We start from the raw sequence: 24,605 nt of genomic DNA on the forward strand, positions 1-24,605 counted from the left end.
CAACCTTATCGATATGAGGACCGTTTCCATGGTAGAGCGATTCCCGCGAGTCATCGGGCTGATGATGCTGCTCATAGCCGCTGCGGTGCTGGCAGGTTGCAAGGCAGACGTGGGTGTCGACCAGCATGGGCAGAAGGTAGCGGTTGAGCGCCTCGAAGGCCAGTGGCTGGTTATCAATTATTGGGCCGAATGGTGCGGGCCTTGTCGTTCGGAGATACCCGAACTGAACGGCCTGGCGCCCGAACTGGAGAAACAGTCCATCGGCCTCTTCGGCGTGAACTTCGACGGTTTGCAGGGCGAAGAGCTCAGCAAGGCGGCCGAAGCGCTGGGTATCGAGTTCACCGTGTTGGCCAAGGATCCTGCCGAACGTTTCGGTTTACCGCCCAGTGACGCCCTGCCGGTTACCTATATCGTCGACGATCAGGGCAAAGTCCGCGAGCGTCTGCTCGGTGAACAGACCGCCGAAGGTCTCAAGGCGCGGCTGGCGGCGCTGCGTCAGGAGGGCTGAGACCATGAACATCATCTGCCGTCACGCTTATGCCGAAGGACGTGTACAGGGCGTGGGTTTTCGCCAGAGCACGGCTAGCGAAGCCCGGCGCTTGCAGCTGTCAGGCTGGGTGCGCAATCTGGCCGATGGCCGTGTTGAGGTCTTGTTCGAGGGTGAGGAGGGCGCTGTACATTCACTGGCCCAGTGGCTCGAACGCGGACCTTCAGGTGCTCGCGTAGTATCGCTAACGCTGAGTGAGCATCCGATACAGGATGCACAGCACTTCGAGATTCGCCGTTAACGAACTAGTCTTCGCCCGGGTCGGCAGCCAGCCGGCCGGCTTTTTGTGTGAGCGAATTGAGAAATTCGGCCTGCAGTTCCGGATCGTTGCGGGTCAGCTCGATCAGGCTCTGCTCCAGCTCGCTGGCCTCTTCCTCCAACCCCAGGTCGGACAGGCGCTTGACGCGGTGCACCCATTGCTCGACGTCCGCGCCTTCGAGGTCGTCGTAGATCAGGTCATGAGCCTCACGCAGCTTGCCGCGCAGCGTGCGACTGACCAGTAGCGTTGCCTCGGCGCTGGTGGCGTCCTGCTCGTCGGTCACGCTCAGTACCAGGGTGCCGACGCGGGCGATGTCCTGATCAGCGAACGGGCCGTCGAGCAGGTTGAGTCGCAGCACACCATTGCGGTCGGTGAGCAGCTCGTGGGTGTGTGTGCCGGCCTTGATGGTCACAGGGCGTTCGGCCCAGGGCAGGCTGGAATAGTCCGTGCGGGTCTCCTGACGCTTTTCGTCGATACCGGCCAGGTTTTGCTGCGAGCGGCCATTGGATTCCACGTTCATGAACGGGTTGATACCCGCCACGCCATAGCTGATCCAGTCCTTGGTGGCGGTATCCGGAATGCGCCCCAGGGCCACCACATTGAGCACGTTGGCGCCAATGCCGCCGACGATTGCCACTGCGCCCAGCGGGATTTCATAGATCTCGCGCCACGGCTGGTAAGGCGTGTAGCGGTCGTAGTGGCGGGTCACCTCGAACGGCGTCACCTCGAAGACCTTCTGTTCGTTCACGCGCACCCGCCGCTGCGGCAGCTCCAGCACCTCGGGCTGCCCCACATCGATCTGCAGGCTGTGGCTCAGCAGTTTGCGTTCGACACGTTCCTCATGCTCGCTGCGCTGCGGCAGGTGATTGGCGCAGCCAGCGAGAAAGAAGGCGCCACAGGTGGTGGCGCCGAGAAGGCGTAGGGTGCTTCGCTTGAACATGACGGCTCTTTGCGGGTCAGCGGCGGATACGGTTCTGGATGAACGACAGGATCTCGCCGACGGCGACTGGCTGAGCCTCGGTTTCCAGGCGGCTCTTGTACTCCAGGTTACCTTCGGCCAGGCCGCGGTCGCTGACCACGATGCGATGCGGAATGCCGATCAGTTCCATGTCTGCGAATTTGATGCCCGGACTGGTCTTTTTGTCACGGTCGTCGAGCAAAACTTCGAAGCCGGCTGTGGTCAGTTCGCCGTACAGCTTATCGGTCGCCTCGCGTACCGCGTCGGTTTCGTAGCGCAGCGGAACCAGGGCGATCTGGAAGGGCGCCAGGGCGTCGTTCCAGATGATGCCGCGCTCGTCGCTGTTCTGCTCGATGGCGGCGGCCACCACGCGAGATACGCCGATGCCGTAGCAACCCATGCTCAGTACGACTGGCTTGCCGTTCTCACCCAGTACCTGGCAGTTCATTGCCTCGCTGTACTTGGTGCCTAGCTGGAAGATGTGCCCGACTTCGATGCCGCGCTTGATCTCCAGGGTGCCTTTGCCATCCGGGCTCGGGTCGCCAGCCACCACGTTGCGCAGGTCGGCAACGGTCGGTACCGGCAGATCGCGTTCCCAGTTGACGCCGAAGTAGTGCTTGTCGTCGATGTTGGCGCCAATGGCAAAATCGCTCATCAGTTCCACCGAGCGATCGATGATGATCGGCAGCGGCAGGTTCAGTGGGCCCAGGGAGCCTGCGCCGGCACCGATGGCATTGCGCAGCTCGGCATCCGAAGCCATTACCAGCGGGCTGGCGACGCCAGGCTGGTTGGCGGCCTTGATCTCGTTCAGTTCGTGATCGCCACGAACGATCAGCGCGATCAGTTTGCCTTCTTCTTCGGCATGCACAATCAGCGTCTTGATGGTGCGCTCGATGGGCAGGTCGTAGCCATCGACCAGTTGCTGGATGGTCTTGGCGTTCGGGGTATCGACCAGGCGCAGCTCTTCGCTCGGCGCCGGGCGGGCGGACTCGCGAGGAATGGCTTCGGCCTTCTCGATGTTGGCGGCGTAATCGGAAGCGTTGCTGAAGACGATATCGTCTTCACCGGATTCGGCCAGTACGTGGAATTCGTGGGAGCCTGCGCCGCCGATGGAGCCGTTGTCCGCCACTACCGGGCGGAAGTTCAGGCCCAGGCGGGTAAAGATATTGCAGTAGGCCTGGTGCATGCGGTCGTAGGTCTGCTGCAGGGACGCCTGGTCGGCATGGAAGGAGTAGGCGTCCTTCATGATGAACTCGCGACCACGCATCAGGCCGAAGCGCGGACGGATCTCGTCGCGGAACTTGGTCTGGATCTGGTACAGGTTGAGCGGCAGCTGCTTGTAGCTGTTCAGCTCGTTGCGGGCCAGGTCGGTGATCACTTCCTCGTGAGTCGGGCCTACGCAGAATTCGCGGTCATGGCGATCCTTGATGCGCAGCAGCTCAGGGCCGTACTGCACCCAGCGGCCGGACTCCTGCCACAGCTCCGCTGGCTGTATTGCCGGCATCAACACTTCCAGCGCGCCGGCAGCGTCCATCTCTTCACGCACGATTCTTTCCACCTTGCGCAGGGTGCGCAGGCCCATCGGCAGCCAGGTATACAGGCCGGAAGCGAGCTTGCGGATCATGCCGGCGCGCAGCAGGAGCTGGTGGCTGATCACGACAGCATCGGAGGGCGTTTCTTTTAGGGTCGAAAGCAGGAACTGACTGGTACGCATGATGGGCCGTTCTGTCGGTTGCGAAGGGGGATTTTATGGCTCGGCATTGTACGGCGCGAGGCAGGTGGCGTACAGGATGGGAGGGGATTGCTGGTGATTTGGCTTTTTTAGAGTGGCTGCTTGTTTGTGGGTCGTTGCCTGCATTGTTTTTTGAGCGGTAATAAAAAAACCCGGCCGGAGCCGGGTTTTCTGAACTGCGATCAGGCTTGCGCGAGATTACAGAACGCTCAGCGGGTAGTTCACGTAGAAGCGAACTTCGTTGGTGTCGCTGATGTATTGGTCGTTGACATCCGAGTTGGCACGCAGAACCGAGCCGCGCAGGCGGAAGGAGAGATCTTTAGCAGGGCCACTCTGAACGGTGTATTTAACCTGGTTGAAGAACTCGTGCTCTTTACCATTACCACTTTCAGCGGTCTTGATGTTGTCAGCCCAGATGTAAGCGGTTTTGAAGCTCAGACCTGGAATGCCGTAGGTGGCAAAATCCAGCTCGTAGCTTGCTTGCCAGCTGCGCTCGCCTTCTTGGTTGAAGTCAGAGAGGAAGCTGTTAGCAACGAATATCGAGCCACCACCATCACCTACGCCGTAGTCGAAGCCGCGGTCACCAGTGTTACGCTGATGAGCCAGGATGAAAGCGTGTGCGCCAACGCTATACTTGGCCTGCAGGCTCCAAATGGTGTTGTCACCACCGCCGAACTTGCTGTCGTAATCGCTCTTGTAGATGTTGAAGTCGAAGCCCAGAGCTTGTTCTTCGGTGAGCGGTAGGTTGTAGTTCAGGTTTGCGTACTTGCGCTTGTAGTGATCTTCCAAGTCGCTGTAGTACAGGGCGGCGCTGAGGTCCTTGGTAAAGGCGTAAGAGCCACCTGCCACATTGATGGACTTCAGGACGCCGTCGTCGTAGCTGTCGCGACCGGACTGGTTCATCGCGTTTTGTGCAGTGAAGCGGCCCACATTCAGCTCGAGACCTTCGATCTCTTTGCTGGTGATCATGGTGCCTTCAAAGGTTTCTGGCAGCAGACGGCCGTCATCGTAAGCGAGGACCGGCAGGGCTGGCATTTGCGAGCCATAGGTCAGTGTGGTGCTGGAAAAACGCGCTTTGACTGCAGCGTTGGCGATGCTCAGATCCTTGCCTTCGTTTTCCGGGAACATGCCGAGGCCGCGGCGGCCACCACCAGTGTCCAGCTGCCAAAGTGCGCCGGCATAAGCGTTGACGCCGAAGCCAACAGTGCCTTGGGTAAAGCCGGATTCGAACAGTGCGCGGGCGCTGGCGCCCCACTCCTCGGAGTAGCCGTTTTCTTTGGCGCCGCGAGAAGCACCATTACGGGCATCACGGTTGTAGTACATGCTGCGCGCCAGGAGCGACAGGGTGCTGTCTTCAACGAAACCCTTTGACTCGGACTGCTCCGACGCCACTGCCATCTGAGAGGTACCCGCGGCCACAGCCAGGGCGATTACGCTCCACTTCATCACTCGCATCGTGATTTGCTCCTTTGGTTTAGAAGAGTACTTCCGCTGCTCAATAAGGTTGTTATGGCGAGCAGCTCTATTTCTTTTTGTGTCGGATGGAACTTATAGCACGGCGCTTTGTATTGGCGATAGTTTCGATCTATCCATTTCGTTGCAACCTACGCGTCCGTCACTAAGCACAAGCCGCAGGTCGCAATCAGGTAAATCCTACCTGCTAAGTACCATCCAACGGTTTACAGCTCTATTACAGGGCCTCCAAGCGTTACCGCGGAGCCCCATCAGGGAGCGCTGCGAGCTTATAAGCAAAAGGCGTGCTCAAAATCCTGAAGAGCCTGTAAATAATGGCGCCAAACTACTTTTTATCGCTGGAAAGTACAGATTGTCGACGTAATCATTCGATTTTTAGCGAGCTGGTTAGTGTGCTTTTTAGTAGCTAGCTATTTATGTGCGTATTTTGTTGATAATGAGTTTTACTTGGCGACTTCGGTCAAGGCCGAATGTTTACTTTGGGAAACAATATGGTGCGCGCAGTAGTGAAGGTGTGCATGGTTTTGGTGCGCTTGTTCGGGGTTAATTTTCAATACCTTGACGGGTATGCTGCCGCCTCTATTGGCGGCCTCTTAGTGGGCGGTTTGTCGAGATGAGGTGAGCAAATGTTCGTACTGGATTCGCGTCTGCAGCAGGACACCTTCGTGCTGGGGGATCTGCCGCTGAGTCGCGTGCTGCTCAGTAACGATGCCCGTTACCCATGGTTCATTCTGGTGCCGCGCCGTGAGGATGTCACTGAAGTATTTCAGCTCAGTGCCGAGGACCAGCAGGCGTTGTGGGCAGAAACCGCGCTGCTGGGCGAGGTGCTCAAGGATGCGTTCAAGGCCGATAAGATCAATATCGCCACCCTGGGCAATGTGGTCAGTCAGCTGCATATGCATGTGATCGTGCGCTACCGCACCGATGATGCCTGGCCGGCTCCGGTGTGGGGGCGACATCCGGCCAAGCCCTATGATGAGGTGCAGGTAGCTGTTCTGCGTGACAAGCTGCGCTCTGCCATGCCGCGTCAGTATCGTGTCGGGGAGGTTTGAATGACGACGCTCGAAGAACGCATCGTCGAGCTGGAAAGCCGTCAGGCTTTTCAGGATGACACCATCCAGGCCCTGAATGACGCGTTGGTGGAGCAGCAAAAGCTGATCGAGCGCTTGCAGGTGCAAATCCAGGCGCTGGCCAAGCGTCAGGAGGAAGTCAGCCCCTTCAGTGCCTCGCAAGATGAGGCGCCGCCGCCCCATTATTGAGAGCGGGCGCCATAAATGAAAAAGCCCCGCATCGCGGGGCTTTTCGTTGGCTGGCGGATCAGCGCCGTGTCGGCAGGGCGGCGATCACGTCTTCTGCCTGCAGGCCCTTGTCGCGCTGCATCACGGAAAACTCTACGCGTTGGCCTTCCACTAGAACGCGGTGACCTTCGCCGCGGATCGCACGGAAGTGCACGAAGATGTCTTCGCCAGCATCGCGGGAAATGAAGCCGAACCCCTTCGAGGTGTTGAACCACTTCACGGTGCCGGTTTCTCGGTCGCCCAGGTCTTGCTGCGGTACGGACTTCTTTCTGTCGAAGCGCAGGTTGGTGCCCAGGTGCAGAGCAACGGCCAGAGAGATGATCAGTAGGCTGAACAGCAGGGCAGGTTGCTCGGCGATCAGCGGCAGAGGTGCGAGCAGGATCAGTGCTTGCAGCAGGGTGCCGAGGATCAGCAGGGCGCATGCCAGGTTTTGCAGATGCTGACGGGCGTTGCTGTGCCACAGCGGAAATTGCGTAGCCAGAACCAGGTTGAGAAAGCCAAACAGCGCCAGGCACAGCGCATCGGGGTGTTGCAGGAACGACTGGCCGTCATTTAGGCCGGGGGCGATGGATAACAGCAGGGCCGACAGCCCCACCAGCAGGTGGACGATTTTAAACATGTTCAACGCACTCACTCGATAAAAGGATCACCAGGAACAGCTGGCTCCACGCGATTTGCCGTGACGTAAGGGCGATGAAGGTTCGGGAGGGCCAGCCTATGCGCCGGCCCATGAGTCGGGATGGCGGCACGGGGCGTATTTAACAGCAAAGAGAAGGGCTACTCAAATGGGCGGCGCTATGCAGTGGCTGTGTCTGGCTGAAACGAAACAGGGCTGCCGTGGCAGCCCTGTTGGCGGAGCGATCAGGCAGCCAGCAGGCTGCGCAGCATCCACGCGGTTTTTTCGTGGACCTGCATGCGCTGGGTCAGCAGATCGGCGGTCGGCTCGTCGCTGACCTTGTCGAGCAGCGGGAAGATACCGCGCGCAGTGCGTACCACCGCTTCCTGGCCCTGCACCAGCAGCTTGATCATCTCGTCAGCGTTCGGCACGCCTTCTTCTTCCTTGATGGAGGAGAGGCGGGCATAGGCGGCGTAGGTGCCCGGCGCCGGGAAGCCCAGCGCGCGAATGCGCTCGGCGATGGCGTCGACCGCCAGTGCCAGCTCGGTGTACTGCGCCTCGAACATCAGGTGCAGGGTGTTGAACATCGGGCCGGTGACGTTCCAGTGGAAGTTATGGGTTTTCAGGTACAGCGTGTAGGTGTCTGCGAGCAGGCGCGACAGGCCTTCGGCGATGGCTTCGCGATCCTGTTCGGCGATGCCGATATTGATTTCCATGGGGGCTCTCCTGATTGGGCCAATGGTTAAAAGGTCGATGGCAAAAATCCTATCATGACCGTTCGTCACATGCGTCGGCTTCGTCTCAATGACGATCATGCTTTGAATCAATCGCGGCTAACGGGTTCAGCTCATTTGCCTGGGCGGTGGCGCGCATCACGTGCTGCGCCTTGTCAATAAAGCCTATATAATTCCGCCCTTTTCACGCGTGCGGCTCAGGCGCCTTGCCCTTTTGGTAGGCGATGTCGACGAATCCAGAACCGATCAGAGAAGCGAACCCGATCATGATGCGCAGCCACTATTGCGGCCAGTTGAACGAAAGCCTGGATGGCCAGGAAATCACCCTGTGTGGATGGGTTCACCGTCGTCGTGACCACGGTGGCGTTATCTTCCTCGATATTCGTGACCGCGAAGGCCTGGCTCAGGTGGTGTTCGATCCGGATCGTGCCGACACCTTCGCCAAGGCCGACCGCGTGCGCAGCGAGTACGTGGTGAAGATCACCGGCAAGGTGCGTCTGCGTCCCGAAGGTGCGCGCAATGCCAACATGGCGTCCGGCGCCATCGAAGTGCTGGGTTACGAGCTGGAAGTGCTGAACGAAGCGGAAACCCCGCCGTTCCCGCTCAACGAATACACCGATGTGGGTGAGGAGACGCGCCTGCGTTATCGCTTCATCGACCTGCGTCGCCCGGAAATGGCCGAGAAGCTCAAGCTGCGCTCGCGCATCACCTCAAGCATCCGTCGTTACCTGGACGACAATGGCTTCCTGGACGTCGAAACGCCGATCCTCACTCGAGCCACCCCCGAAGGCGCCCGTGATTACCTGGTGCCGAGCCGTACCCACGCGGGTAGCTTCTTCGCCCTGCCGCAGTCGCCGCAGCTGTTCAAGCAGCTGTTGATGGTGGCCGGCTTCGACCGCTACTACCAGATCGCCAAGTGCTTCCGCGACGAAGACCTGCGTGCCGACCGTCAGCCGGAATTCACCCAGATCGACATCGAGACCAGCTTCCTGGGCGAAGCCGAGATCATGCACCTCACCGAGACCATGATCCGCAATCTGTTCAAGGAAGTGCTGGACGTCGAGTTCGGCGAACTGCCGCACATGACCCTGGCCGACGCCATGCGTCGTTTCGGTTCCGACAAGCCGGACCTGCGTATCCCGATGGAGCTGGTCGACGTTGCCGATCAGCTCAAGGACGTCGACTTCAAGGTCTTCTCCGGCCCGGCCAACGACCCGAAAGGTCGCGTTGCCGCGCTGCGCGTACCGGGCGGGGCGAGCATGCCGCGCAAGCAGATCGACGACTACACCAAGTTCGTCGGCAACTACGGCGCCAAGGGCCTGGCCTACATCAAGGTCAACGAGCGCGCCAAGGGCGTGGAAGGTCTGCAGTCGCCGATCGTCAAGAACATCGCCGAACCGAACCTCAATACCATTCTTGATCGCGTTGGTGCCGTGGACGGTGACATCGTGTTCTTCGGTGCCGACCGCGCCAAGGTGGTCTGTGATGCCCTGGGTGCACTGCGCATCAAGCTCGGCCACGATCTGAATCTGCTGACTGCTGAGTGGGCGCCGCTGTGGGTCGTCGACTTCCCAATGTTCGAAGAGAACGACGACGGCAGCCTGACCGCCATGCACCACCCGTTCACCTCGCCCAAGTGCTCGCCACAAGAGCTGGAGGCCAACCCGGCCGCCGCCCTGTCGCGCGCTTATGACCTGGTACTGAACGGTACCGAGTTGGGCGGCGGTTCGATCCGTATCCATGACAAGGCCATGCAGCAGACCGTGTTCCGCGTGTTGGGCATCAGTGAAGAAGAGCAGCAGGAGAAGTTCGGCTTCCTGCTCGACGCCCTCAAGTACGGTGCGCCGCCCCATGGTGGCCTGGCCTTTGGCCTTGACCGCCTGGTGATGCTGATGACCGGTGCCAGCTCGATTCGCGAAGTCATCGCCTTCCCGAAAACCCAGAGCGCGGCCTGCGTCATGACTCAGGCGCCGGGTGTGGTGGATGGCAAGTCGCTGCGTGAATTGCATATTCGCCTGCGCGAGCAACCCAAGGCCGAATAAGCCGACACAAGAAGCCTGGTTATCCAGGCTTCTCTGTGTAATGGGGGGAGAGACTCGAACTCTCACACCTTCGCAACCAAGCAAAAAGTTGGAGTTGAATATGGCCGGTCATTCCAAATGGGCCAACATCAAGCACCGCAAGGGGCGTCAGGACGCCAAGCGCGGCAAGATCTTCACCAAGCTGATTCGTGAGCTGACGGTCGCTGCCAAGCACGGCGGGCCGATCCCGGCGGACAACCCGCGCCTGCGTCTGGCCGTCGACAAGGCGCTGACCAACAACATGTCGCGTGACGTGATCGATCGTGCCATCGCACGAGGCGCTGGCAATAACGAAGCCGACAACGTCGTCGAATTCAGCTACGAGGGTTATGCACCGAGCGGAGTGGCGATCATTGTCGAAGTGATGACCGACAACCGTAACCGTACCGCTGCCGAGGTACGTCACGCTTTCACCAAGTGCGGTGGCAACCTGGGTACCGACGGTTCGGTCGCCTACATGTTCGAGCGCAAGGGGCAGATCAGCTTTGCCTCGGTGGACGAAGACGCCCTGATGGAAGCGGCGCTCGAGGCCGGAGCCGACGATGTGGAGATGGGCGAGGAGGGCGCAGCCCTGGTGTCGACCAGCTTCACCGAGTTTCACGCCGTCAACGAAGCCCTGGCAGCTGCCGGCTTCAAGGCCGAGGAGGCGGAGATCGCCATGATCCCGTCGATCAGTGCGCCGATCACCGATCTGGAAACGGCGCAGAAAGTCTTCAAGCTGATCGACATGCTCGAGGACTTGGACGACGTGCAGAACGTCTACCACAACGCCGAAGTCTCCGACGAAATCATGGAGCAGCTCGGCTGATCCGTCGCTGTATCCGAGCCGGAAGTTTGCCGTTGCGCGCTTCCGGCTTTTTTATGGGCGCGTTCGGTGGCCGGCAGTTCGGATGGCTGGGCGAATCCTTTGAGTGACGGCTGCTGCCTGAGGCCCCTATACTCGCGCCTGGATAAATAGACAGTGTGGCTGCCAGGCCACAGGTGGATGACGGGCATGACGCTGATTCTGGGAATCGACCCCGGTTCCCGCATTACCGGCTACGGGGTGATACGCGATACCGGGCGTACCTGCGAGTACGTGGCCTCAGGGTGCATTCGTACCGGCGCCGGGCCGTTGGCCGAGCGCTTGCAGATCGTGTTTCGTGGCGTGAGCGAGGTGATCCGCACCTTCGGCCCAGTGACCATGGGCATCGAGCAGGTATTCATGGCGCGCAACGCCGATTCCGCGCTCAAGCTAGGCCAGGCGCGCGGCGCGGCCATCGTCGCTGCGGTCGAGGCGGGCCTGGAGGTCAGCGAGTACACCGCCACCCAGGTCAAGCAGGCGGTGGTCGGCACTGGCGGCGCCGACAAGGAACAGGTGCAGATGATGGTCATGCACTTACTCAAGCTGGTGAAGAAGCCGCAGATCGATGCCTCCGATGCCCTGGGGATCGCTCTGTGCCACGCCCACCACCGGCAAAGCCTGATTCCCCATGGCCTGGCTAGCGCCAAACGGCGCGGCGGCCGGCTTCGTTTATAAGTATTCGTTCTGGTCGGTAGCGGCTTGTTGCGAGCTGCGCGTGACCTTGAACGGTATTGAATCTTCTATGTGAGGAATGCGTCGGTGATCGGACGTTTACGCGGCACCCTGGCGGAAAAGCAGCCGCCGCATTTGATTCTGGATGTGAATGGTCTGGGCTATGAGCTGGAAGTCCCCATGACCACGTTGTACCGTTTGCCCCCCGTAGGCGAGCCGCTGACCCTGCACACCCATCTGGTGGTGCGCGAGGATGCTCACCTGCTGTACGGCTTTTTCGAGAAGCGCGAGCGCGAGCTGTTTCGTGAGCTGATCCGCCTCAACGGCGTCGGCCCGAAGCTCGCACTGGCGTTGATGTCCGGGTTGGAAATCGACGAGCTGGTGCGCTGTGTGCAAGCTCAGGATACCGCCGCGCTGGTGAAGATTCCCGGCGTCGGCAAGAAGACCGCCGAGCGTCTGCTGGTCGAGCTCAAGGATCGCTTCAAGGCCTGGGAAGCGGTGCCTGGCATGGCGCCACTGGTGGTTGAACCTCGTGCTGGAGGCGCAGTCTCAAGCGCGGAGAATGATGCGGTGAGTGCGCTTATCTCGCTGGGCTACAAGCCTCAGGAAGCCAGTCGCGCCGTTTCGGCAGTCAAAGAAGATGGATTGAGTAGTGAAGACATGATCCGCCGCGCGCTGAAAGGAATGCTCTAGATGCTCGATGCCGACAGGTTGGTGACGGCGGGCAGTCGCGACCGCGACGAGCAGGTCGACCGCGCCATTCGTCCGCTCAAGTTGGCCGAGTACATCGGTCAACCGGTGGTGCGCGAGCAGATGGAGTTGTTCATCCAGGCGGCGCGTGGGCGCAAGGAATCACTCGATCACACCCTGATCTTCGGCCCGCCTGGCCTTGGCAAGACCACCCTGGCCAACATCATCGCCCAGGAAATGCAGGTCTCCATCAAAAGCACATCGGGTCCGGTGCTCGAGCGCCCGGGTGACCTTGCGGCCTTGTTGACCAATCTCGAACCGGGCGACGTGCTGTTCATCGATGAAATCCATCGTCTCTCGCCCATCGTCGAGGAAGTCCTATACCCGGCGATGGAAGATTTCCAGCTCGATATCATGATTGGCGAAGGCCCGGCGGCCCGCTCGATCAAGCTGGATCTGCCGCCGTTCACCCTGGTCGGCGCCACCACTCGCGCCGGCATGCTCACCAATCCGCTGCGCGACCGTTTCGGGATCGTCCAGCGCCTGGAGTTCTACAGCACCGAGGACCTGGCCACCATCGTCAGCCGTGCCGCTGGCATCCTTGGTCTGCCCATCGAAGCGCGCGGCGCCGTGGAGATTGCTCGTCGAGCGCGTGGTACGCCGCGTATTGCCAACCGCCTATTGCGCCGGGTACGCGACTTCGCTGAAGTGCGCGGCCAGGGCGCCATTACCCAGCAGATCGCCGACCTGGCGTTGAACCTGCTGGATGTCGATGAGCGCGGCTTCGATCATCAGGATCGTCGCCTGCTGTTGACCATGATCGAGAAGTTCGATGGCGGCCCGGTGGGTGTCGACAGTCTGGCAGCGGCGATCAGCGAAGAGCGCCACACCATCGAGGACGTGCTCGAGCCGTACCTGATTCAGCAGGGTTACATCATGCGCACGCCCAGAGGACGTGTTGTGACCCGTCATGCCTATTTGCACTTTGGCCTAAATGCTCCCAAGCGAATGGACGAGCGCCCGACGCTCGACCTATTCAACGATGGACACGCGCCATGAAAAAAATACTTGCGCGCCCGATTGGCAAGACACGGGGCTGGCACTAGAGTATGCGCGCCCAAGATGCCGGTCAGCCGTTTGCACATCGCTGTCGTGTCTATTACGAGGACACCGATGCGGGCGGAGTGGTCTATTACGTCAACTACCTCAAATTCATGGAGCGGGCCCGTACCGAGCGATTGCGTGAACTGGGTTTTTCCCAATCGACGCTGGCTGGTGAGGGGCTGCTGTTCGTCGTGCATTCCAGCGAAGCGCGTTACCACGCGCCGGCGCGGCTGGACGACGAGCTGGTAGTCAGCGCCGAGGTATATGAGTTGAACCGTGCCAGCCTGCGCTTTCGTCAACAGGTGAGGCGGGTTGCAGATAACGTGCTGCTCTGCGAAGGGCAGTTTCTGGTGGCCTGTGTGCGCGCCGATAATTTCAAACCCCGGGCCATGTCCCCGTCTCTGCGAACGGCGTTTGCAGGGCAGGGTGACGTTGCCGGTACATCTACTGCAGGAGAGTAAGCGTGCAAGCCAACGCAAATGCCGTTGACCACATGTCGATGTGGAGTCTGATCAGCAACGCCAGTCTGGTGGTGCAGTTGGTGATGCTCACCCTGGTGGCCGCCTCGGTCATCTCGTGGGTGATGATTTTCCAGCGCAGCAATTTCCTGCGCTCGGCCAAGCGTTCGCTGGATAGCTTCGAGGAGCGTTTCTGGTCGGGTATCGACCTGTCCAAGCTGTATCGCCAGGCCGGCAGCAACCCGGATCCGGACTCGGGCCTGGAGCAGATCTTCCGCGCCGGGTTTAAGGAGTTCTCGCGCCTGCGCCAGCAGCCGGGCATGGATCCTGACGCCGTGATGGACGGCGTCGCCCGTTCCATGCGCGTGGCTATTTCCCGTGAGGAAGAAAAGCTGGAAACCAGCCTGCCGTTCCTCGCCACCGTCGGTTCCACCAGCCCGTACATCGGTCTGTTCGGCACCGTATGGGGGATCATGAACTCCTTCCGCGGCCTGGCGCAGGTTCAGCAGGCCACCCTGGCGACCGTCGCTCCAGGTATTGCCGAGGCACTGATCGCTACGGCCATCGGTCTGTTCGCGGCCATCCCGGCGGTCATCGCCTACAACCGTTTCTCCGCTCGCGGTGAAATGCTGATCGGCCGCTACTACACCTTCGCCGACGAATTCCAGGCGATCCTGCACCGCAAAGTACACAGCAGCGAAGAATAAGCTTCCGGCGCACTCAACACAGGTTTCAATACCATGGCCAGAGCCAGAATTCGCAACAGACGCAAGCCCGTCGCCGAGATGAACGTGGTGCCCTACATCGACGTGATGTTGGTGCTGCTGGTCATCTTCATGGTCACGGCGCCGATGCTCAACCAGGGCGTCAAGGTCGACCTGCCGCAGGTCAGCAGCGATGTGCTGCCCCAGGATAACGATTCCCAGGTGCTGACCATTTCCATCAAGTCCGACAAGTCGTACTACTGGAACATGGGCACCGAGGTGGACACCGATACGGTTCAGGATCGCGCCCTGACGCTGGATGAAATGACCCGCGCAGTGACCGCCATCATCAACCAGAGCCGTAGTCAGGGTAAGCAGGTGCAGGTGTTCGTGCGCGGCGACAAGGCCGTCGATTACGGCACCGTGATGTCCGCCATGGGCGGCCTGCAGCAGTCGGGCGTGGGTAACGTCGGCCTGATCACCGAGGCGCCCTGATGCAGCAGCGTGAACGCTCACCTTCGGAAAGCCTGTTCTGGCCGGTGGTTTGGGCCGTAGGGCTGCACGTGCTGATGTTCGGCATGTTGTTCGTCAGTTTCGCCTTCGCACCCGAGCTGCCGCCGGCAAAACCGATCGTGCAGGCTACCCTGTACCAATTGAAGTCGCAGAGCCAGGCCACTACTCAGACCAACCAGAAGATTGCCGGCGAAGCGAAGAAGACTGCCGCGCCGCAATACGAAACCGAGCAGCTGGAACAGAAAAAGGCCGAGGCCGAAAAACAGGCTCAGGCCAAGGCTGAGGCTCAGAAGCAGGCAGAGGCCAAAGCGGCGGAACAAAAGAAAGCCGACGAGGCTCGAAAAGCCGATGCAGCCAAGAAGGCTGAGGCCGATGCCGCAGCGAAAGCTGCCGAGCAGAAGAAGCTCGCTGATGTAGCGGCGAAGAAGAAAGCAGCGGAAGAGGCCGAGAAGAAAAAGGCCGCTGACGAAGCAGCGAAGAAAAAAGCCGCCGAGGATGCCAAGAAAAAGGCAGCCGAAGAGGCGAAGAAGAAAGCGGCAGCTGAAGCAGCCAAGAAAAAGGCTGCCGAGGATGCCAAGAAGAAAGCGGCGCAGGCGGCAGAGCGCAAGGCGGTCGAGGACAAGAAGGCAGCGGCACTGGCCGAGCTGCTGTCCGACGATACTGAGCGTCAGCAGGCGCTGGCAGAGACCCAGGGTGACCAGGTCGCCGGCAGTCTTGATGATCTGATCGTCAAACTGGTGAGTGAGCAGTGGCGACGTCCGCCGTCCGCTCGCAATGGCATGAGCGTTGAAGTGCTTATCGAGATGTTGCCCGATGGCACCATCACCAATGCCAGTGTGAGTCGCTCCAGCGGTGATGCGCCTTTCGACAGTTCAGCGGTACAGGCAGTACGCAACGTGGGGCGTATTGCAGAAATGCAGCAACTTGATCGTGCCACGTTCGATCGGCTTTACCGGCAGCGTCGTGCCGTCTTCAAACCGGAGGATTTAGGTCTGTGAATACCCTGATGCGAATCGTTGTACTGGGCCTGGCCATGCTGGTCGGTACCGTGCAAGCGGCTGATCCCTTGGTCATCAGTACCGGTACTGATCGAGCCACTCCCATTGCTGTAGTACCTTTCGGCTGGCAGGGCGGCAATGTGCTGCCCGAAGACATCTCTACCATCGTCGGTAACGATCTGCGCAACACTGGCGTGTTCGAACCGATTCCGCGCCAGAATATGATCAGCCTGCCGACTCAGGCCAGCGAATTGATCTTCCGCGACTGGAAGGCGCTCGGTGCTCAGTACGTACTGGTCGGCAACATCGTGCCCAATGGCGCGCGCCTGCAGGTGCAATACGCGCTGTTCAACGTGGCGACCGAGCAGCAGGTGATGACCGGCACCGTAGGTGGCGGCACCGATCAGCTGCGCGACATGGCGCACTACATTGCTGACCAGTCGTTCGAGAAGCTCACCGGCGTCAAGGGTGCCTTCTCCACACGCATGCTCTACGTGACGGCCGAGCGCTTCGGTGTGAACAACACTCGCTACACCCTGCAACGCTCGGACTATGACGGCGCCCGCGCCGTGACCCTGCTGCAGTCGCGCGAGCCAATTCTGTCGCCGTCCTTCGCTTCCGATGGCAAACGCATCGCCTATGTGTCGTTCGAGCAGAAGCGCCCGCGCATCTTCGTTCAAAACGTCGATACCGGTCGCCGCGAGCAGATCACCAACTTCGAAGGCCTAAATGGCGCGCCGGCCTGGTCGCCGGACGGCAGCAAGCTGGCGTTCACCCTGTCGCGTGACGGCAACCCGGAAATCTACGTAATGGACATGGGTTCGCGTAACCTGCGTCGCATCACCAACAATTCGGCTATCGATACCGAGCCGTTCTGGGGCAAGGATGGCCAGACCATCTATTTCACCTCCGACCGTTCCGGCAAGCCGCAAATCTATAAGACCAACATCAATTCTGGTGCGGTCGACCGAGTGACCTTCGTCGGTAATTACAATGCCAACCCTAAATTGTCCGCTGACGAAAAAACCCTGGTAATGATTCATCGCCAGGATGGTTACACCGTGTTCAAGGTAGCGGCTCAGGACCTGGAACGCGGCAATCTGCGCATTCTTTCAGATACAAGTTTGGATGAGTCGCCTACTGTTGCGCCCAATGGCACCATGATAATCTACGCTACCCGCCAGCAGGGGCGGGGAGTCCTGATGTTAGCGTCCACCAATGGTCGCGTTAGGCTCCCTCTACCTACCGCTCAAGGCGAAGTTCGAGAGCCATCCTGGTCCCCCTTCCTGAACTGATGCGCGGTGCTTTACCTGTTTGATGCTTAACACACTGGGGTTCATTAGGAGTTACACATGGAAATGCTGAAATTTGGCAAGTTTGCTGCACTGAGCCTGGCTCTCGCCGTGGCTGTTGGCTGTTCCTCCAAAGGCGGCGACGCTGCTGGCGAAGGCGCTGTAGATCCGAACGCTGGCTACGGTGCTAACACCGGCGCCGTTGATGGCAGCCTGAGTGAAGAAGCCGCTCTGCGCGCTATCACCACTTTCTACTTCGAATACGACAGCTCTGACCTGAAGCCGGAAGCCATGCGCGCTCTGGACGTTCATGCCAAGGACCTGAAAGCCAACGGCGCTCGCGTCGTTCTGGAAGGCCACGCTGACGAGCGCGGTACCCGCGAATACAACATGGCTCTGGGCGAGCGTCGCGCCAAGGCCGTTCAGCGTTACCTGGTTCTGCAGGGCGTTTCCCCTGCTCAGCTGGAGCTGGTTTCCTACGGCGAAGAGCGTCCGGTTGCTACTGGCAATGACGAGCAGTCCTGGGCCCAGAACCGTCGCGTCGAGCTGCGTAAGTAATTCGATATGCGAATTTGCCAGCGTGTAGTAACCGCTATGGTCCTGAGTCTGCCGCTTGCGGCTTTTGCTCAGGTGCCCGTACAAGATGGCAGCACCGGTAACGGTGGTGGCAACTCGAATGCCGGTTACGGCACGTCTGGCGCCTACGCTGGAGGTGGGGTGCAAACTCCATCTACAGCGCAGGGCATGCTGTTCAGTCAGCTCCAGCAGATGCAGCAGGATATTGCGCAACTGCGTGGCATGCTCGAAGAGCAGCAGAACGATATTCAGCGTTTGAAGAAGGAAAGCCTGGAGCGTTATCAGGACCTCGACAAACGACTGAGTAGTGGCCCCGCCACACAGAATTCTCAAACCGCGGGTGCCAGCAATGGTGCCGGTGGTACGTCCGCAGGTGCGGGCGAGGCAGGGCAGCAAGCCTCTGCCGAGCCGGCCGATCCTGCGAAGGAAAAGCTGTTCTACGATGCAGCTTTCGACTTGATCAAAGCCAAGGATTTCGACAAGGCAAGCCAGGCATTCGCCGCTTTCCTGCGTCGTTATCCCAACAGTCAGTACGCCGGCAACGCGCAATACTGGCTGGGTGAGGTTAACCTCGCCAAGGGCGATCTGCAGGGCGCGAGCCAGGCATTCGCCAAGGTCAGCCAAGCCTATCCGCAGCACAGCAAGGTGCCGGATTCACTGTATAAGCTGGCCGATGTGGAAATCCGCATGGGCAACAACGACAAGGCCAAGAGCACCTTGCAGCAGGTCATCGCCCAGTATCCGGGCACCTCTGCCGCTCAGTTGGCGCAGCGTGATCTGCAGCGTATTCGCTGATCGGAACGCTTATTCAAGAAACCCGCGCCAGTCGCGGGTTTTTTATGCCTGGAAAATGGGTGGCCACCGTGCGACTTCTGAGCGATGGCCTGCCACCGCGTGTTTCGTTTAGAATTGCCGCCCTTTTTCGCAACGGAGGCGGATGGCCTGTTTAGCTGTCACGCCCGGTGCCCCTATGAAAGATACCCTGCGCATCACCGAGATTTTCTTCTCGCTGCAGGGGGAAGCGCGTACCGCCGGCTTGCCGACAGTATTCGTGCGCCTGACCGGCTGCCCCCTGCGCTGTCAATACTGCGACACCGCCTATGCCTTCAGCGGCGGCGAGTTACTTACCCTGGATGCCATTCTCGAACAGGTGGCGAGCTACCGGCCGCGATACGTCTGCGTGACTGGTGGTGAGCCGTTGGCGCAGCCCAACTGCATCCCCCTGCTCGAAAAACTGTGCGATGCCGGCTACGACGTTTCTCTGGAAACCAGCGGAGCGCTGGACGTTGCCGCCGTCGATCCTCGGGTCAGCAAGGTTGTGGACCTGAAAACCCCGGGCTCGGCCGAAATGGGCCGCAACCGCTACGAGAATATCGTGCACCTGCAGCCGCGCGATCAGGTCAAGTTCGTGATCTGTTCGCGCGAGGACTACGACTGGTCGGTGAGCAAGGTCATTCAGTACGACCTTCCCGCACGTGTCGGTGAAGTGCTGTTCTCGCCCAGCCATGGGCAGGTCAGCGGTCGCCAGTTGGCCGAGTGGGTGATTGCGGACAACCTGCCGGTACGCATGCAGCTGCAGTTGCACAAGATTCTTTGGAACGATGAGCCGGGGCATTGACATGAGCGATAAGAAAGCGGTCATCCTGCTGTCGGGCGGCCTCGATTCCGCCACTGTGGTGGCAATGGCCAGGGAGCAGGGTTACAGCTGCTACAGCATGAGTTTCGATTACGGGCAGCGGCATCGCTCCGAGCTGCAGGCGGCCGAGCGGGTGGCGCGCCAGCTCGGCGTGGTCGAGCACAAGGTCATCGGCATCAATCTCGATGGTATCGGTGGTTCGGCGCTGACCGATGCCAGCATCGAGGTACCGCAGAGCCCGACCACGGGCATTCCGGTCACCTATGTACCGGCTCGCAATACCGTGTTCCTGTCCCTGGCGCTGGGTTGGGCCGAGGTGCTGGAGGCCCAGGACATCTTTATCGGTGTCAATGCGGTGGACTATTCGGGCTACCCGGATTGTCGACCGGAGTTCGTCAGCGCGTTCGAGCACATGGCCAACCTGGCGACCAAGATGGGTGTGGAAGGGCGGCGCGTTCGTATCCAGGCGCCGCTGCAGATGCTCAGCAAAGCCGAGATCGTGCAGGCAGGCTCGCGTCTGGGGGTCGATTACGGCCTCACCGTTTCCTGCTACCTGGCCGATGTCGATGGTCGTGCCTGCGGCAAGTGCGACAGCTGTAGGCTGCGCGCAGCGGGTTTTGTGGCGGCCGGTATGCCTGACCCAACGCGCTATCAGTGAAAAGAATGCAGGGGCAGTAAAAAAGTTTTCGGCGGGTGTTGAATTCCTGAGTTAAATCAGTATCATAGCGCTCGCACCACGGGTCGTTAGCTCAGTTGGTAGAGCAGTTGGCTTTTAACCAATTGGTCGTAGGTTCGAATCCTACACGACCCACCATCTCAAGCCTTCTAAGTGAAGGCGCACTAAAAAGCCCGAATCTCTACAGAGGTTCGGGCTTTTTAGTTTCTGTCTCAAGGAACCGGGCTGGCAGCTCCAGGGAGCCGCCAGCTGCGCGGTTTACACCTTGACGATCCAGCCTTCTGGGGCTTCGACGTCACCGGACTGCACGCCGGTCAGTTCAGCGTACAGGCGGCTGACCACCGGGCCGACTTCCTTCTCGCTGTGGAACACGTGCAGCTTGCCGTTGTACTCGATGCCGCCGATCGGTGTGATCACCGCCGCGGTGCCGCAAGCGCCGGCTTCCTTGAATTCGCTCAGCTTGTCGATGAACACGTCGCCTTCGATGACCTTCAGGCCCAGGCGGCTCTGCGCCAGTTCGATCAGCGACAGGCGGGTGATGCCTGGCAGTACCGACGGTGATTTCGGGGTGACGAATTCGTCGTTGTGGGTGATGGCGAAGAAGTTGGCCGAGCCGACTTCCTCGATCTTGGTGTGGGTCTGCGGATCGAGGTAGATACAGTCGGCGAAGTTGTTCTTTTTGGCTTGCGAGCCCGGCATCAGGCTGGCGGCGTAGTTGCCGCCGACCTTGGCGGCGCCGGTGCCCTGAGGCGCGGCACGGTCATAGCTGGAGATCACGAAGTTGTTCGGCTTCATGCCGCCTTTGAAGTACGGGCCGACCGGGATGCAGAAGACCGAGAAGATGAACTCGGGTGCGGTACGCACGCCGATGTTGTCGCCCACGCCGATCACGAACGGGCGCAGATACAGCGCGCCGCCCGAGCCATACGGCGGAATGAAGCGCTCATTGGCTTTGGCCACCTGCTTGCAGGCTTCGATGAACTGCTCGGTCGACGGCGCCGGCATCAGCAGGCGGGCGCAGCTGCGCTGCATGCGCAGGGCGTTCTGGTCGGGGCGGAACAGATTGATCGAGCCGTCCTTGCAGCGGTAGGCCTTGAGGCCCTCGAAGCACTGCTGGCCGTAGTGCAGGGCGGTCGAGCCCTCGCTGATGTGCAGCACGTTGTCTTCGGTCAGCGTGCCCTGATCCCAGTCGCCGTTGCGCCAGTGCGACAGGTAGCGCTGGTCGGTCTTGATGTAGTCGAAACCCAGCTTGTCCCATTCGATGTTTTCGTAAGCCATGACATCCTCAATCGCTGAACGGCCACTGCGGCGTGCGTATGTCCGTTGAATTTTCAGGGTGACCGCACAGGCGCTTGCTTGTGCAGTCGGTAAAAGGGTGGGCTGTTCTTCAGGCCCAAGGCGTGCCTGATCGCTAACGATGGCCGTAGCGGTGATGATGCGGCGGATTATCGTGGCGATCAACCGGTGTCGCGCTGGCAGGCGCGGCGAGATTGAAAAAACTTGGTCAATGCACCACCATGCGCGCCCGCGCCACCCGACATTGCTGCTTTTGCAGGCGAGGCGGCGGCGCGCTCCGGCAGGCGCAGTGCGTCTGGCGGTATACTCCACGTCCCGTGCAGATAGACCTCGATAGGGCCTGATGACATGACGCAGATTGCCGAGCGACTTCTAGTCCAGGCTCACCTCGACGCCAAGCAGCCAGAGACGCTGACCGCGGAGCAGGAAGCGTTCTACCGTGATGAAATTGCCAAGGAGCTGAAGCGCCAGAACGCCGTGCTGGTCGCTCACTATTATTGCGACCCGGTGCTGCAGGCGTTGGCCGAAGAGACTGGCGGCTGCGTGTCCGACTCCCTGGAAATGGCGCGCTTCGGCAACCAGCATTCGGCGCAGACCGTGCTGGTGGCTGGCGTCAAGTTCATGGGCGAGACCGCCAAGATCCTCAACCCGGAAAAGCGCGTGCTGATGCCGACGCTGGAGGCCACCTGCTCGCTGGACCTGGGTTGCCCAGTCGATGAGTTCGCCGCGTTCTGCGATCAGCACCCGCAGCGCACCGTGGTGGTGTATGCCAACACCTCGGCGGCCGTGAAGGCGCGCGCCGACTGGGTGGTGACTTCTGGCTGCGCGGTGGAGATCGTCGAGCACCTGATGGACAACGGCGAGAGCATCATCTGGGCGCCGGACCAACACCTGGGCCGCTACATCCAGAACAAGACCGGCGCCGACATGCTGCTCTGGGATGGTGCCTGCATCGTTCACGAGGAGTTCAAGGCGCGTCAGCTGCAGGACATGAAGGCGCTGTACCCGGAAGCTGCGGTGCTGGTGCACCCGGAGTCGCCGACGGCGGTGATCGAGCTGGCCGATGCGGTCGGCTCGACCAGCCAACTGATCGCCGCGGCCCAGCTCATGTCCAACAGGACCTTTATCGTCGCCACCGACCGCGGCATCTTCTACAAGATGCAGCAGCTTTGCCCAGACAAGGAATTCGTGGCAGCGCCGACTGCCGGTAACGGCGCGGCGTGCCGCAGTTGTGCGAACTGCCCTTGGATGGCGATGAACACCTTGCAGCGCACGCTGCAGTGCCTGCGCGAGGGTAGCAATGAAGTGTTCGTGGACCCGGCGCTGATTCCGCGGGCCATCAAGCCGCTCAAGCGCATGCTGGACTTCACCCAGGCCGCCCGCCTGAAGCAGGCCGGCAACGCCTGACTCCCCAGCCCGATACGCCATCGGCCGATAGCGTATCGGGCTCGTGCTGCGCCCTTAGAGCCTGTTCACGATCTCGCGAGCTAGAGCCATACAAGGCAAAAACAGGCGAGGAAGCGGAGTTTACGAGCTGTAAATGAGCATTCCGAGCCTGTTTTTAACACAGTAGGGCCGACGCGCAGCAGATCGTGAACAGGCTCTTAGCCGCGCAGCATTTCCTCGGTCATACGTTTCTCTTCGATCAACTCCTTCTGCCTAGCGTCGATACGCGAGGCCAGCTGGAAGTTGTTGGAGGCGCGGCGCTTGGCGAAGTCGAGCTGTTCGATGGCCTGGTTGTAATCGCCGACCAGTGCGAAGTACTCCGCACGGGCCTGATGCAGGCCGATGGTGTTGCCGCTCAATCCGCGCACTTCCGCCACCTGATACCAGACATCCGGATCCTTCATGCGCCGCTTGAGCAGATCGTTGAGCGCCTGCTCGGCGGCGGGAATCTTGCGCTGCTTGAGCAAGAGGTCGATGCGCGCCTGGTTCAGCGGGTAATTGTTTGGGTACAGGTCGAGCATGCGGCTGACGCGCTGCTCGGTCGCTGGCAGGTGGTTGGCGGCAGAGTCCAGGCTGATCTGCGCCAGGTTATAGGTGATGTCGTTGGGTGCCTTCTGCAGCAGCGGTGCCAGCACGTCACGGGCTTCGTCGAACTGACTACCCTTGATCAGCGCGATGGCCAGGCCATAGCGGGCGGCATCCATGTTCGGGTTTTCGTCGAGCTGAGCGCGGAAGCGTTTGGCGGCAATGCCCGGGGTTTCCTCATAGGTCAGTTGCACGCGCGCGCGCATCAGTTGGTAGCGCAGGCTGTCTTCGGTGCCGCCAGCGGGGAACTGCTCGGCGCGGTTGCGGGTGTCGGCGATCCGCGACTCTGAAACCGGGTGGGTGAGCAGGAATTCCGGCGGCATGCGGTCGTAGCGGTACTGGCGCATCAGGCGTTCGAACATGCTTGGCATCGAGCGCGGGTCGTAACCGGCCTTTTCCAGGTTGACCAGGCCGATACGGTCAGCCTCCTGCTCGTTCTGCCGCGAGAAACGCCGCTGTTCCTGAATGGCCGCCGCCTGGGTCGAGGCGATGGCGGCGATACCGGCATCACCGGCGCCGGCTGCGGCAGCGACGATGCCGGCGAGCATGGCGGCCATGACCGGCAACTGCATGCGCTTCTGGGCTTCCAGGCCGCGGGCGAAGTGGCGCTGTGACAAGTGCGCCAGTTCGTGGGCCAGTACCGAGGCGTATTCGCCTTCGGTCTGGGCATAGAGGAACAGGCCGCCGTTGACGCCGATGATCCCGCCGGGCGCGGCGAAGGCGTTGATCTGCGGGCTGTTGAGCAGCACGAACTCGAGGCGCCGGTCCTGTACCTGGCTGGTTTCGGCCAGGCGGTAGACGCTGCTCTCGACGTAGTCCTTGAGCTGCGGGTCCGATAGCTGGCTGACCTGGCCACGCACGATGCTCAGCCAGGCGCGGCCCAGCTGGTATTCCTGTTGCGGCGAGACCATCGCCGAGCTGGCGTCACCGAGGGAGGGCAGGTCGCTGGCCATGGCCGGTTGTGCCAGCAGGCAGGCGAGCGTCAGCAGAGTGGGGCGCAGAACATTCATGCACAGGGCTCTTGTTTGATCAGTGCCGTACTGTAGCGGCCAGGCAGTTGCCTGACCAGCGCCGGCAGGGCTTGGGTTATGCTGTCAGCCTGCAAACGGGAGGGTGTCATGAGTGAAGTGTCGGATTGGCAGGGCGAGCATCAGGCCGAGCTGGATGCCTGCGGGCTGAATTGCCCGCTGCCGCTGCTCAAGGCCAAGGTGGCGCTCAATGGCCTGGCCAGTGGCGAGGTGCTGAAGGTGTCGGCCACGGATGCCGGGTCGCAGCGCGATTTTCGTGCCTTCGCGCGCCTGGCTGGTCACATGCTACTGCGTGAGGAAAGCGAGGGCGGGGTGTTTCGCTACTGGTTGCGCAAGGCGTGATGCGAGTGCCGTGCACTGAATGAAAAATGCCGCTCGAGAGCGGCATT

General features: G+C 60.6%; 27 protein-coding genes, 1 tRNA gene and 1 pseudogene. 21 read left to right on the forward strand and 8 right to left on the reverse strand.

Annotated elements, in window-relative coordinates:
• Positions 1-28 precede the first annotated feature (28 nt).
• Positions 29-508 (forward strand): TlpA disulfide reductase family protein, encoded by a 480-nt coding sequence (locus FB481_RS15850; RefSeq protein WP_093502707.1) that lies wholly within the window; start codon positions 29-31, stop codon positions 506-508.
• A 4-nt stretch (positions 509-512) separates the two neighbouring features.
• On the forward strand, positions 513-788 hold the full coding sequence (locus FB481_RS15855; protein WP_093502709.1) for an acylphosphatase: 276 nt from the start codon (positions 513-515) through the stop codon (positions 786-788).
• Positions 789-792: 4 nt separating this feature from the next.
• Here the strand turns inward: FB481_RS15855 and FB481_RS15860 are convergent, their stop codons facing one another.
• The 3 genes from FB481_RS15860 to FB481_RS15870 all read right to left on the reverse strand — a co-directional run bounded on the left by FB481_RS15860 (position 793) and on the right by FB481_RS15870 (position 4,951).
• Entirely contained in the window at positions 793-1,746 is a 954-nt protein-coding gene (locus FB481_RS15860) for a hypothetical protein (protein WP_147176980.1), read from the reverse strand.
• Between the two features lie 16 nt (positions 1,747-1,762).
• A complete protein-coding gene (locus tag FB481_RS15865; protein ID WP_147176981.1) occupies positions 1,763-3,478 on the reverse strand; it encodes a proline--tRNA ligase in 1,716 nt (571 codons plus the stop codon).
• Positions 3,479-3,694: 216 nt separating this feature from the next.
• On the reverse strand, positions 3,695-4,951 hold the full coding sequence (locus tag FB481_RS15870; RefSeq protein ID WP_147176982.1) for an OprD family porin: 1,257 nt from the start codon (positions 4,949-4,951) through the stop codon (positions 3,695-3,697).
• Between the two features lie 644 nt (positions 4,952-5,595).
• Here FB481_RS15870 and FB481_RS15875 point away from each other — a divergent pair.
• Positions 5,596-6,021: an HIT domain-containing protein gene (locus tag FB481_RS15875; protein WP_147176983.1), complete on the forward strand. Its 426-nt coding sequence runs from the start codon at positions 5,596-5,598 to the stop codon at positions 6,019-6,021.
• Positions 6,022-6,228, forward strand: coding sequence for a SlyX family protein (locus FB481_RS15880; RefSeq protein ID WP_147176984.1), 207 nt, complete (start codon positions 6,022-6,024; stop codon positions 6,226-6,228). It begins immediately after the preceding gene.
• Positions 6,229-6,286: 58 nt separating this feature from the next.
• Here the strand turns inward: FB481_RS15880 and FB481_RS23215 are convergent, their stop codons facing one another.
• The 3 genes and pseudogenes from FB481_RS23215 to FB481_RS15890 form a co-directional block, all read right to left on the reverse strand.
• Entirely contained in the window at positions 6,287-6,511 is a 225-nt protein-coding gene (locus tag FB481_RS23215; RefSeq protein ID WP_167359775.1) for a cold-shock protein, read from the reverse strand.
• A 57-nt stretch (positions 6,512-6,568) separates the two neighbouring features.
• Positions 6,569-6,886 (reverse strand): annotated as a pseudogene (locus tag FB481_RS23440) (cold shock domain-containing protein membrane protein); the annotation flags it as partial.
• Positions 6,887-7,128: 242 nt separating this feature from the next.
• Complete coding sequence (locus tag FB481_RS15890; RefSeq protein WP_093502721.1) at positions 7,129-7,599, reverse strand: Dps family protein; 471 nt, start codon at positions 7,597-7,599, stop codon at positions 7,129-7,131.
• A 284-nt stretch (positions 7,600-7,883) separates the two neighbouring features.
• Between FB481_RS15890 and aspS the strand changes: the two genes are divergently transcribed.
• From aspS to FB481_RS15965, 15 genes are all read left to right on the forward strand, one after another.
• The gene (aspS, locus tag FB481_RS15895; RefSeq protein ID WP_093502723.1) at positions 7,884-9,659 is read left to right on the forward strand and encodes an aspartate--tRNA ligase; all 1,776 of its coding nucleotides are present in this window, start codon (positions 7,884-7,886) and stop codon (positions 9,657-9,659) included.
• A gap of 100 nt (positions 9,660-9,759) precedes the next feature.
• Positions 9,760-10,506, forward strand: a complete 747-nt coding sequence (locus FB481_RS15900) for a YebC/PmpR family DNA-binding transcriptional regulator (protein WP_119693537.1) — start codon at positions 9,760-9,762, stop codon at positions 10,504-10,506.
• A 186-nt stretch (positions 10,507-10,692) separates the two neighbouring features.
• A complete protein-coding gene (gene ruvC, locus FB481_RS15905; protein WP_075932110.1) occupies positions 10,693-11,217 on the forward strand; it encodes a crossover junction endodeoxyribonuclease RuvC in 525 nt (174 codons plus the stop codon).
• Positions 11,218-11,301: 84 nt separating this feature from the next.
• A complete protein-coding gene (ruvA, locus tag FB481_RS15910) occupies positions 11,302-11,907 on the forward strand; it encodes a Holliday junction branch migration protein RuvA (RefSeq protein ID WP_013790635.1) in 606 nt (201 codons plus the stop codon).
• Positions 11,908-12,963, forward strand: coding sequence for a Holliday junction branch migration DNA helicase RuvB (ruvB, locus tag FB481_RS15915; RefSeq protein ID WP_147176986.1), 1,056 nt, complete (start codon positions 11,908-11,910; stop codon positions 12,961-12,963).
• Positions 12,964-13,013: 50 nt separating this feature from the next.
• On the forward strand, positions 13,014-13,469 hold the full coding sequence (ybgC, locus tag FB481_RS15920; protein ID WP_093502729.1) for a tol-pal system-associated acyl-CoA thioesterase: 456 nt from the start codon (positions 13,014-13,016) through the stop codon (positions 13,467-13,469).
• Positions 13,470-13,501: 32 nt separating this feature from the next.
• Positions 13,502-14,173 (forward strand): protein TolQ, encoded by a 672-nt coding sequence (gene tolQ / locus FB481_RS15925; RefSeq protein WP_036986435.1) that lies wholly within the window; start codon positions 13,502-13,504, stop codon positions 14,171-14,173.
• A gap of 33 nt (positions 14,174-14,206) precedes the next feature.
• On the forward strand, positions 14,207-14,665 hold the full coding sequence (gene tolR / locus FB481_RS15930; protein ID WP_013790639.1) for a protein TolR: 459 nt from the start codon (positions 14,207-14,209) through the stop codon (positions 14,663-14,665).
• Positions 14,662-15,681, forward strand: coding sequence for a cell envelope integrity protein TolA (gene tolA, locus FB481_RS15935; RefSeq protein WP_027904827.1), 1,020 nt, complete (start codon positions 14,662-14,664; stop codon positions 15,679-15,681). The genes tolR and tolA overlap by 4 nt, the downstream gene beginning before the upstream one ends.
• Positions 15,678-16,976, forward strand: a complete 1,299-nt coding sequence (gene tolB, locus FB481_RS15940; protein ID WP_147176987.1) for a Tol-Pal system beta propeller repeat protein TolB — start codon at positions 15,678-15,680, stop codon at positions 16,974-16,976. Before tolA ends, tolB begins: the two co-directional genes overlap by 4 nt.
• Before the next feature lie 57 nt (positions 16,977-17,033).
• The gene (gene pal / locus FB481_RS15945; RefSeq protein WP_093502731.1) at positions 17,034-17,531 is read left to right on the forward strand and encodes a peptidoglycan-associated lipoprotein Pal; all 498 of its coding nucleotides are present in this window, start codon (positions 17,034-17,036) and stop codon (positions 17,529-17,531) included.
• Positions 17,532-17,537: 6 nt separating this feature from the next.
• Complete coding sequence (gene ybgF, locus FB481_RS15950) at positions 17,538-18,344, forward strand: tol-pal system protein YbgF (RefSeq protein WP_093502733.1); 807 nt, start codon at positions 17,538-17,540, stop codon at positions 18,342-18,344.
• Between the two features lie 175 nt (positions 18,345-18,519).
• Positions 18,520-19,167 (forward strand): 7-carboxy-7-deazaguanine synthase QueE, encoded by a 648-nt coding sequence (gene queE, locus FB481_RS15955; RefSeq protein ID WP_093502735.1) that lies wholly within the window; start codon positions 18,520-18,522, stop codon positions 19,165-19,167.
• Position 19,168: 1 nt separating this feature from the next.
• A complete protein-coding gene (gene queC / locus FB481_RS15960; RefSeq protein ID WP_093502737.1) occupies positions 19,169-19,843 on the forward strand; it encodes a 7-cyano-7-deazaguanine synthase QueC in 675 nt (224 codons plus the stop codon).
• An 80-nt stretch (positions 19,844-19,923) separates the two neighbouring features.
• Positions 19,924-19,999, forward strand: a tRNA-Lys gene (locus tag FB481_RS15965).
• Positions 20,000-20,119: 120 nt separating this feature from the next.
• On the opposite strand, the gene FB481_RS15970 is transcribed toward FB481_RS15965, so the two are convergent.
• Complete coding sequence (locus FB481_RS15970) at positions 20,120-21,139, reverse strand: branched-chain amino acid aminotransferase (RefSeq protein WP_093502739.1); 1,020 nt, start codon at positions 21,137-21,139, stop codon at positions 20,120-20,122.
• 366 nt (positions 21,140-21,505) lie between these two features.
• Between FB481_RS15970 and nadA the strand changes: the two genes are divergently transcribed.
• Positions 21,506-22,564: a quinolinate synthase NadA gene (nadA, locus tag FB481_RS15975; RefSeq protein ID WP_093502741.1), complete on the forward strand. Its 1,059-nt coding sequence runs from the start codon at positions 21,506-21,508 to the stop codon at positions 22,562-22,564.
• Between the two features lie 197 nt (positions 22,565-22,761).
• Here nadA and FB481_RS15980 read toward each other — a convergent pair whose 3' ends face one another.
• The gene (locus FB481_RS15980; protein WP_147176988.1) at positions 22,762-24,198 is read right to left on the reverse strand and encodes a M48 family metalloprotease; all 1,437 of its coding nucleotides are present in this window, start codon (positions 24,196-24,198) and stop codon (positions 22,762-22,764) included.
• Positions 24,199-24,306: 108 nt separating this feature from the next.
• Between FB481_RS15980 and FB481_RS15985 the strand changes: the two genes are divergently transcribed.
• Entirely contained in the window at positions 24,307-24,558 is a 252-nt protein-coding gene (locus FB481_RS15985; protein WP_093502745.1) for a sulfurtransferase TusA family protein, read from the forward strand.
• The last annotated feature ends 47 nt before the right edge of the window (positions 24,559-24,605 follow it).

The sequence above is a fragment of the Pseudomonas sp. AG1028 genome (assembly GCF_007993955.1).
Lineage (GTDB): Bacteria > Pseudomonadota > Gammaproteobacteria > Pseudomonadales > Pseudomonadaceae > Aquipseudomonas > Aquipseudomonas straminea.